The sequence below is a fragment of the Anaerorhabdus sp. genome (assembly GCF_036657415.1).
Lineage (GTDB): Bacteria > Bacillota_I > Bacilli_A > Erysipelotrichales > Erysipelotrichaceae > Anaerorhabdus.
Genome location: NZ_JAVXGL010000039.1, coordinates 1 through 9,857 on the forward strand (window position 1 = coordinate 1; position 9,857 = coordinate 9,857).

The following is a 9,857-nucleotide window of genomic DNA, read 5'->3' on the forward strand; positions in this document are numbered from 1 at the left end:
GAAAACTGAAAGTAATCTTGTTAGCCAGATGGTTCCAGACGAAGAAAAAATTGACTTTATCCAATTATTAAAGAAGGCAAATTTCAGTGAATAGATATATTGTGATAGCTTCTCATGGTCTTTTCGCAAAAGGAGCTTATGAATCATTAAAGATGTTCTTTTCTTCATTGAATAACTGTAAATACTTTACAGCCTATGTAGAGGACTATAACTTTGAAAAAGAAGTCGATACATTTCTTGAATCCATTACGAGCGATGATGAACTAATTGTTTTTACTGATTTACTAGGTGGAAGTGTTAATACCCAATTACTTCCACTCACAAACCGTGATCATACACATATTATTTCTGGATTCAATTTTCCTTTGTTAGTATCTACTTTGGTTTTGTCTAGCGAAGAATATTTATCACCAGTCGATATTCAGTTATTAATTGATGAAGCCAAATCAGGAATTTGTTATGTAAATATCCTTGCGGATGATTTTAATTGTGATGAATAGCTTTTAAAATTTGTTTACCTCTTTTATTCGATTTCTAAGAATTAACTTCTAGCTTGTTTGTTGTTAATTCTTTTTTATTTGATTCATTACTTACACAAATATCTAGTAATAGATTTTTCATGAAAAAACTGAGGTTTATTCCTCAGTTTCAGCTCGTTCAATTACTTTTTTTAATTTTCTTTCGAATTCAGTACGGGGAAACATAACTGCTGCACCACATCCCATACATTTTATTTTAATATCTGCACCCATGCGAATAATCTTCCAGTTTTTTGATTTATGACATGGATGTTCTTTTTTCATTTCGACAATGTCATTTAATCCATATTCTTGCATCTAAATACTCTCCTTATTATTATAGGCCTTGATTGTATTCTTCAACAACATCGTGATTGTCATTGGTCCTACCCCCTTAGGAACAGGTGTAATTGCGGATACATGCTCAATCACATTATCGAAATCTACATCCCCAACAAGTTTACCTTCTTCATTACGGTTAACCCCGACATCAATTACAAAGGCACCCTCTTTTACAAAATCTTTTGTCACATATTTGGCTTTACCAATCGCAACAACAAGAATATCTGCTTGTTTACAGATTGCTTCAATATTTTCAGTTTTTGAATGGCATATGGTCACTGTGGCATTTTCATTCATTAATAAGCGTGCAACCGGATTTCCTACTAAATTACTTCTACCAATAACTACTGCACGTTTCCCATTGATTTGAACATGCATTCTTTTTAGTAATTCCATAATCCCTTGTGGTGTACATGGTACAAACCCATCTTCCCCTAAATGTAGTCTCCCTACATTAATTGGATGAAGACCATCGACATCTTTGTCAGGGTCAATTCTTAATAACACATTCTTTTCATTAATATGATTAGGTAAAGGAAGTTGAACTAAAATACCATCAATGCTTTCATCATGATTACATTCTTCTACAAGTTCAATTAATTTTTCCTCACTCGTATTTTCATCTAAGTGAATCATTTTAGATCCTAATCCTATTTCTGCACACGCTCTTTCTTTTCCAGTAACATAAGAAACGCTCGCAGGATTATTGCCAACTAAAATTACACATAGGGTTGGAACTCTTTTATGTGATGCTTGAATAACTTCAATTTCTTGTTTCATTTGATCTTTAAGTTCTTTCGCAACTTCACTACCATAAATTACATTTGCCATTTGTTTTTCATCTCCTTCTTTATCTTTGTTCATCGCAATGATAAACGCTGTTACCCCCGCGATTGCAATTCCAAGTGCTAGTATTACTACTACACCGACAATTAATACTACTGTTGATGTTGTTTCATCCAAGAAGTCTTTTACTGACATATACACATATGCCGTAAATCCAAGAACGATAATCGCCATCACACTAAACCAAAGAATTGCGTATCTAACTACTTTCTTATTCATAGTAAGTCCTTTGAATCAAGAATCATAGTAATTGGACCATCATTGCATAAATCAATTAGCATCTCTGCACCAAAGATTCCTGGTTTAGTTTCTATTCTTCTTGCAAGAACTTCGTTAAACTTTTCATAAAGAGGCTTCGATATTTCCGGACGTGCTGCTTGAATAAAGCTAGGTCTTCTACCCTTCTTACAATCACCATATAGCGTAAACTGTGATATCGAAAGAATAGAACCACCTACTTCTTCAATCCCTAAATTCATTTTTCCATCTTCATCATCAAAGATTCTTAAATCAACAACTTTGTTTGCGATTTTCTCTACCATTTCAATTGTATCACCATCAGTAATCCCAACTAATAGCAAAAAACCCTTTTGTATCTCATTATATAATGTGTTATCAATTGTAACACTTGCATGTTTAACACGTTGAACAACTACTCTCATATCAAAATCTCCTTTCATTTATTCTACTATGAATAGCCTTTTAATTGAAGTCATCTTTATACTAAGTTTCACACCGATTATCTTTACAATATGATAAAATGTCTAAATGAGAGGTGCCTTATGAAAATCGCTGATTCAAATTATTATCCGCTATTAATGCGAAATTCAAAAAATTCTAGCATTGCTCAAAGAATCTATGACGCAAACAACTTTTTCAAATATGAAATAGATGAAGATGAAGAGACCTATACTGGTGATGCAACATTTAAGTATAATGGTTCATTGATTGAAACTCATATTGTTATTGATAAATTTACTGAAGCTGTTAGTGACTATAGTTGCGATTGTATGTATTGCAACGCTGAGTCTGGTTGTGCCCATGTCGGCGCTTTATACCTTAAGATGCAAGATATTGATGATTATGATTTACCCTATTATTATAACGAGGATGAAGTACCTACCAAATCATCCCTTGATAAAAACTATGAGTCATTGCTTGATACCGTTATAAGTAAACCAAAAACTCCTTTTGTTTACTTAAACCAACGATCCAAGTCATTAATTAAACAACTAAAAGAAAATGTACAAACCATCGAGATTGAACCTAATGAGAAAATTTCACTAATTCCTTTTCTTCAATTTTCTCGTAATGCTTTTACAAATACGCCACGTATTACTATGGACCTTAAAATTGGTTCACAGAAGTTTTACGTCGTAAAAGATATTCAATTATTATTGAAACAAATCGAAGATAATAGTTTTGTTTCTTATGGAAGACAGTTTGAAAGTAGACTTAATTATGATTACTTTGATATAGACAGTCAAAAAATCATCGACTATCTAAGACTTCAAATGACTGCTCCTTCACCTTATTATTTTTCGCCTGATAAGCGTTATCACTATATAACATCTAGAAATATGAGTGTCTTTTTCAATGCTTTTTGTAATTTGACTACTTCTTATGATTTCAGTTTACTTGAAGATCAAATGAAATTAGAACTTATCTTCGAACCACAAGAGACAGGATATATCTTCTATTTCAATCCTGAATCACTGACCTTTGATGGTGAATATGTATTTATTAGTGATGAGAAAAACGCTACTATTACACGATATTCATTTAATAATCCGCAGCCCCTTATCAATTTCTATGAATTGGTTACTACCAATCATTATGATTATGTATCTGTAGAAGATTTGAATACTTTCTATCATTTCGCAATTGAAGATTTACTTGATGATATTGAGTTAATTGATTTTCCAAGTTCATTAATTATGGATGATGAAATTGTCAAAATTGAATTATATGGTGATATTAATTTATTCTCTGAATTAGAATTAAGTATTCACCTTTTGAAAATAGATGGTACTAAATCTTATGGATTTTCTGCCGAAACACCATTAAATAAGAACTTAACAACCATTCAAAATTTTATCACTTCTTATGCTACCTCTATCAATCGTGAGGAACAAAAAGCTATATTGAGTTTAAATGATGAACGTACGTTTCATTTTCTAAAATTTGGGCTTGATAAACTAAGAGAGTATTGTGAAGTCTTTGTTTCAGATGCTGTTAAATCTATAGGAACAACGAAGCACTATGCTATTAACATGGGTGTTCATGTAGAAGGTAATCTGCTTGAACTTGATATTACTTCTTGTGATATTCCCTTAAATGAATTAGCTGATGTATTAAAAAACTACAAAAAGAAAAAGAAGTTTCACCGCCTTAAAAATGGTGAATTACTTTATTTGGAATCTGATGAATTAGAAGAATTGAATCATGTATTTGAAACAAATCATTTTGATTCAGATAAAATTCAAGATGGAAAACTGCAGTTACCACTCTATCGTGCCTTTCAAACAGATGATGCTTTGTCTAATATCAAAAACTTGTCCATATCACGTAGTTCTACCTTTGAAACTTGCATTAAAAAATTTCAAACGAGTACGCATGATTTTGAACTAAATCCAGCCTATGATGCAATACTCAGAGAATATCAAACTGTAGGTGTTCAGTGGATGGGATTACTACATTCATATGGTTTCAATGGTATTCTTGCAGATGATATGGGACTTGGAAAAACTATCCAAGTTATCTCCTTGCTTGATTCCATTCAATCTGACAAGCCAAGCCTTGTGATTTGTCCGGCATCCTTAATTTTGAATTGGGAAGATGAGATTCATAAATTTAGCAAATCTCTCAAATGTTTCGCAATTCACGGAACTGCCGAATATCGTAAATTATGTATTGAGACAATTAAAGATGTTGATTTATGTATTACGAGTTATGATTATATTCGTAGAGATATTGACTATTATAAGGATATAGAATTCAACTATATTATTCTTGATGAAGCGCAATACATTAAAAATCACAACACCAAGAATGCCCAAACAGTGAAATCATTAAAAGCAAACTATCGTTTAGCCCTTACAGGTACCCCAATAGAAAACTCCCTTGCAGAGTTATGGAGTATCTTTGATTTCCTAATGCCAAACTATTTATATAATTATAATTACTTTAGAAGAAATTTTGAGACTCCTATTGTTAAAGCACAAAATGTCGATGTGCAAGCAAGATTAAAAAGGCTAGTAGAACCCTTTATTCTTCGCCGTTTGAAAAGTGAAGTTTTAAAAGAATTGCCCGATAAAATTGAACAAACAATTCCTATTGATTTAAGCGAAGAAGAAGAAAAAATTTATTTAGCACATGCACTTCAAGTTTCCACAAACATTGAACATCAACTTAAAAGTGATCATGTTGACCATATTCAAATTCTCGCAATGATTACAAAGTTAAGACAACTTTGCATAGAACCACGACTTGTCTTTGATAACATTTATACACCTTCAAGTAAAATGACTGCGTGTCTTGATATCATTTCTTCTTTTAAAGAAAACAAGAAGAAGATACTGCTCTTCTCATCATTTACTTCTGTCTTCACACTTCTTATCCCTGAGCTTAAAAAAGAAAAAATTAAATTTCATTTACTAACAGGTGAGACTGATAAAACAACCCGAAGACAACTTGTACAAGATTTTCAAACTGATGATTCAACTGTCTTCTTAATTTCACTTAAAGCCGGTGGAACAGGATTAAATCTTACTGCTGCAGAAGGAGTTATTCACTTTGACCCTTGGTGGAATGTTTCGGCACAAAACCAAGCTACTGATCGTTCTCATCGCATTGGACAACAAAATATTGTTCAAGTTTATAAATTAATTGCGAAGAATACCATTGAAGAAAAAATTGTACGTCTTCAGGAAACAAAGAAAAACTTAGCAGATACATTTGTCGAAGGTAATGAGGGTGTATTAACATCTTTATCACCAGAACAATTGTTAGAATTACTTAAATAGGAGGAATTCTCTATGAAAGAACCTTTAGCATTCCGTTTGCGTCCTGAACTCTTGGATGACGTTATCGGGCAAGAACATTTAGTTGGAAAAGATAAAATACTTCGTCGTTTAGTAGAGGAACAACGTCTTTTTTCACTTATCTTCTTTGGTCCTCCAGGCACTGGAAAAACTACTTTAGCGAAATGTCTTGCGAATGAATTAAAAATTCCTTATCGTATGTTTAATGCTGTAACTGGCAATAAGAAAGATCTTGATGGTATTTTTCTTGAAGCAAAACTTGCTCCAGGACTAGTTCTTATTGTTGATGAAGTCCATCGTTTAAACAAAGATAAACAAGACTTATTGCTTCCTCATGTAGAAGATGGCACAATCATTTTATTGGGTGCTACTACATCAAATCCATACTTTGCGATTAATCCTGCAATTCGTAGTCGCTGCCAATTATTAGAAGTGAAACAACTATCTAATGAAGATTTAGCCATTGCTTTAAAGCGTGCCTTAAATCATCCTGATGGCTTAAAAGATACAACCATCGATGATGATGCAATCGCTATTATTACGCATCATGCAAATGGTGATGTGCGCTATGCACTTAATATCTTAGAAATATGTGCACTTGGTTCTAATGGGCATATATCAAAAGAAACTGTGATGCAATATTCGCAATTTCCAAATACCGGTATGTCGAGTGGAGATGATGGACATTATGATGCTGTAAGTGCTTTTCAAAAATCAATCCGTGGCAGTGATGTTGATGCTGCTTTATATTATTTAGCACGACTTATTCAAGCTGGCGATATGGACTCTATCGAAAGACGATTACTGGTGACTGCTTACGAAGATATTGGACTAGGAAATCCTGCAGCAGTTGCACGTACAATCAATGCAATTGATGCAGCAAAAAGAGTTGGATTTCCTGAAGGAAGAATTCCACTCAGTGTTGCAATTGTTGATTTATGTTTGTCTCCGAAAAGTAAATCAGCATGTGAAGCAATCTCTGAAGCGATGTCGGAAGTTGAAAATCAAGCACTGCCTGTACCTGAATTTTTACGACTTACTCCTGTTGGATTAAAGGAAGAAGAAAAGTACGATTATGGTCGTTCTGATTTATGGCCACAAATACAATATTTACCAAACGCTATCAAAAATAAACACTTCTACATACCAAATACAAATAGTAGCTACGAATCCCAATTAGCCAAAAATCTAGCAGAATTACGAAAAATCACAAAATTTTCCAAAATTGCTGACTTAAAGAAAAAAAGCCGATAAATAAAGGCTTTTTTTATGTTTTGTGGTTTTTAAAATAGAGATTGTCCAACGAAAATATTCACTTTTTTTTGACAAATTCTTTTTTTTAGGGTTAAAATGCTTGGGTGATTAAAAATGGAGGATTTATGAAAGCTAAGAAGTTAGTACTCACAGTAGCCGCTTGTTTTCTAGCACTGTGTGGAATTCTTTCTGAAAACATTCAGGAAGTCCAGGCTGAAGAAACACTACCTTTACAACAAACTGTTTATGATGTAACTGTAGAAGTTAATTCAACTGATGCATTTGATCAAATCAAGACATCGCTTTTACAAAGTGATCTACTTATTCGAGAAGGTATTGATCCTACTCTTGTAGATTTTCAAAATAGTGATTTCATTCTTGGACAAATTGATACTACAAAAATTAGTAATCAAGATATCAATGTATTGATCAATATCAAACCCGTATCTGAGACAACTCAATTACTTATCAAGTCAACTATCACAACGAAGATTTCGTTACATGTTGTTGACACGCAAGCTCCTATACTTGCATTGACAAAGGAAAGTGTTTACTCTCAACTAGGGAATGAATTCAACCCATGGGATTATTTATCTTATGTGTTTGACAATTCTAATGAGAATGTTTATGAAACATTAGAAATTCAAAATGGTGTAGACATCAACACTGAAGGCGACTATGTCGTTAAATATATTGCAAAGGATAGTACAGGTAACCAAACTGAACTACCACTAAATGTTAAAGTAGGTAAAAGAATTGTAGTAAATGGTGGCGTTGCTTCTGGTGATTCAATTGAAACAATGTTAACACTTATCAACAATGTTCGTGCCGAAAATGGATTAAACCCGCTTCAACTTGCGGATGCCGCAGGACAAACTGCAATCGCAATTCGTGCTGCAGAATCTGAATATGATATTTCACATAGAAGACCTGATGGGTCACATTATAAAACTGCTTTATCTGATCAGGGAGTTTCTTGGTGTCATTCACCCCTTGAAATTCTAACAAGTTCAGGAAGTACTGTTGAAGCAAAATTAAATTGGTGGTTAAATTCACCAAATCATCGTGCCATTTTGATGCAAGCTAATTACGATACAATCGCAATTGGTTATAGTGGTAAAATGTGGGCAGCAATTGTCTATTAGCTCTATCTTGTGATAGAGCTTTTATTTTTCACAATGGCACTAAAAAAGGTGAAAATTTACTCTTTTTCACCTAGATTTTCTAAAACTCTTCTTGTAAATGCTCTCACAGCCTCAATATCGCTTGAATTTGGACGTTTTCTTTTGAAAAACATAAATGAGCCATAACATGTGAATCTCTCTGGAAAGACCTCTATTCCTTTTGCACGTAAACTGTTCACAAGGAACTCAGAATGGTCTTTTTTCGTTGCGCTTGAAGAAAATAGCACTGCATATTTGATTTTATTGACCGGTAATTGATCAATATAATTAAACAAATTTTGGTTAGGCTTTCCACCATATATTCCCGTCCCTATAAATAAACATTCCGGATCATCAAGTACATGTGGATTACTCAAATTTATAGGATGAGTACCACACTCTTTTGCAACCGCAATCGCAAGCTTTTCCGTATGCCCCGTTTTTGTCATATATACGACATTTGTCTTCATGATTAATTCCTTCCTAATAATTCATTTAAAAAACTATTAACAATACTTAACACAATTGCCGCAAGTACTGTGGTAGTGAAACTATCAATTGACGCACCACTTACAAAACTAAACGCAAGTTGTAATACCAATCCATTAATTATTAATGCAAACAACCCAAACGTTAAAATTGTAACTGGAAAAGTAAATATCTTTAATAAAGGTTTAATTGTAATATTCAATAAAGATAATGCAATCGTCAAAACTAATAACGCTTCACCAGACTCAATATGAACCCCAGAAAATAAATAATTAATTACCCATAATGATATCGCATTGACAGCTAAAGTAAGTATAATTCTTTTCATACTAACCATCTCCATTCTAGGTATATATTTTAGCACAATTTATTTATGTACTAAAGAAAAATGATGACTCTTAGAATCATCATTTTTAATTCATAAATTTAAAGTGATTCTTATACTCCAGGTGCTTGTGAAGCTTTAGTTGGGTCATAAGTATATGTTTTACCATTGCCTGTCCATTTTGCACCTTGTGTTGGATCAGTATCACTAACCCATGTACAGCCTGCAATATCTTCTACTTTAACACCTGTTAAATTTGCATCAGTTGTTGCTTTTTGAAGTAATAAGTTAGAATAACATGATCTTGCATTAGCAGCCCCTACTGAATCTTTAGATGCTTGAATGTATCCTGTAATTTGTGGAACTAATAATAATGCTAGTACAGCTAGGATTGCAATAACTACGATTAGTTCTATTAGTGTGAACCCCTTTTTGTTTAATTTTTTCATTTTTGTCTCTCCCTCCGGTGATTTCATTATACGTTTGTTTCAAACGCTTTTCAATACTTTGTTTTAATAACGGTTATGCATGGTTATACGCTAAATAATTGAGTTAATCAATCTTCTTAAGAGTTGGGGATCACTACAATGTTCCATCGCAACATCTACAGATATCTTATTTTCGCGTACCAGTTTAGCAAGAGCAAATTCAATTGTTTGCATACCTTCTGCTGGATGTGTTTGCATAACACTTGTGATGTGATAGGTCTTCCCCTCACGAATCATATTGCTGACCGCTTCATTCGCTACAACAATTTCAAGAGCAGCGCAACGTGAACGATTATCAACTTGTGGTAGTAGATGTTGAGCTACCACAGCTTTCAAACATACCGATAATTGTAAACGCACTTGTGATTGTTGGTTAGGTGGAAATACGT

10 protein-coding genes and 1 pseudogene are annotated in these 9,857 nt (G+C 33.2%); 4 read left to right on the forward strand and 7 right to left on the reverse strand.

The features are described 5' to 3' along the window. The first annotated feature begins 86 nt into the window (after positions 1–86). The gene (locus tag RSB60_RS06870; protein WP_323382667.1) at positions 87–500 is read left to right on the forward strand and encodes a PTS sugar transporter subunit IIA; all 414 of its coding nucleotides are present in this window, start codon (positions 87–89) and stop codon (positions 498–500) included. Between the two features lie 135 nt (positions 501–635). On the opposite strand, the gene RSB60_RS06875 is transcribed toward RSB60_RS06870, so the two are convergent. From RSB60_RS06875 to dtd, 3 genes are read right to left on the reverse strand one after another with little or no spacing between them, the layout of a single operon-like run. Continuing rightward, positions 636–836 (reverse strand): DUF951 domain-containing protein, encoded by a 201-nt coding sequence (locus RSB60_RS06875; RefSeq protein WP_323382763.1) that lies wholly within the window; start codon positions 834–836, stop codon positions 636–638. After that, positions 837–1,925 (reverse strand): bifunctional methylenetetrahydrofolate dehydrogenase/methenyltetrahydrofolate cyclohydrolase FolD, encoded by a 1,089-nt coding sequence (gene folD, locus RSB60_RS06880; RefSeq protein ID WP_332475882.1) that lies wholly within the window; start codon positions 1,923–1,925, stop codon positions 837–839. Continuing rightward, positions 1,922–2,368 (reverse strand): D-aminoacyl-tRNA deacylase, encoded by a 447-nt coding sequence (gene dtd, locus RSB60_RS06885; RefSeq protein ID WP_332475883.1) that lies wholly within the window; start codon positions 2,366–2,368, stop codon positions 1,922–1,924. The genes folD and dtd overlap by 4 nt, the downstream gene beginning before the upstream one ends. Positions 2,369–2,488: 120 nt before the next feature. On the opposite strand from dtd, the gene RSB60_RS06890 reads away from it, so the two are divergent. The 3 genes from RSB60_RS06890 to RSB60_RS06900 all read left to right on the forward strand — a co-directional run bounded on the left by RSB60_RS06890 (position 2,489) and on the right by RSB60_RS06900 (position 8,148). After that, the gene (locus tag RSB60_RS06890) at positions 2,489–5,731 is read left to right on the forward strand and encodes a DEAD/DEAH box helicase (protein ID WP_332615359.1); all 3,243 of its coding nucleotides are present in this window, start codon (positions 2,489–2,491) and stop codon (positions 5,729–5,731) included. A gap of 12 nt (positions 5,732–5,743) precedes the next feature. Continuing rightward, a complete protein-coding gene (locus tag RSB60_RS06895; RefSeq protein WP_332615361.1) occupies positions 5,744–7,003 on the forward strand; it encodes a replication-associated recombination protein A in 1,260 nt (419 codons plus the stop codon). A gap of 125 nt (positions 7,004–7,128) precedes the next feature. Further along, positions 7,129–8,148: a CAP domain-containing protein gene (locus tag RSB60_RS06900; RefSeq protein WP_332491496.1), complete on the forward strand. Its 1,020-nt coding sequence runs from the start codon at positions 7,129–7,131 to the stop codon at positions 8,146–8,148. A 56-nt stretch (positions 8,149–8,204) separates the two neighbouring features. Here the strand turns inward: RSB60_RS06900 and RSB60_RS06905 are convergent, their stop codons facing one another. From RSB60_RS06905 to RSB60_RS06920, 4 genes and pseudogenes are all read right to left on the reverse strand, one after another. Beyond that, positions 8,205–8,636: a flavodoxin domain-containing protein gene (locus RSB60_RS06905; RefSeq protein ID WP_323382757.1), complete on the reverse strand. Its 432-nt coding sequence runs from the start codon at positions 8,634–8,636 to the stop codon at positions 8,205–8,207. 2 nt (positions 8,637–8,638) lie between these two features. Continuing rightward, positions 8,639–8,983, reverse strand: a complete 345-nt coding sequence (locus RSB60_RS06910; RefSeq protein WP_332475886.1) for a phage holin family protein — start codon at positions 8,981–8,983, stop codon at positions 8,639–8,641. A 110-nt stretch (positions 8,984–9,093) separates the two neighbouring features. Beyond that, positions 9,094–9,429 (reverse strand): prepilin-type N-terminal cleavage/methylation domain-containing protein, encoded by a 336-nt coding sequence (locus RSB60_RS06915; protein ID WP_332516243.1) that lies wholly within the window; start codon positions 9,427–9,429, stop codon positions 9,094–9,096. Between the two features lie 90 nt (positions 9,430–9,519). Then, a pseudogene (locus tag RSB60_RS06920) lies at positions 9,520–9,857 on the reverse strand (type IV pili twitching motility protein PilT); the annotation flags it as partial.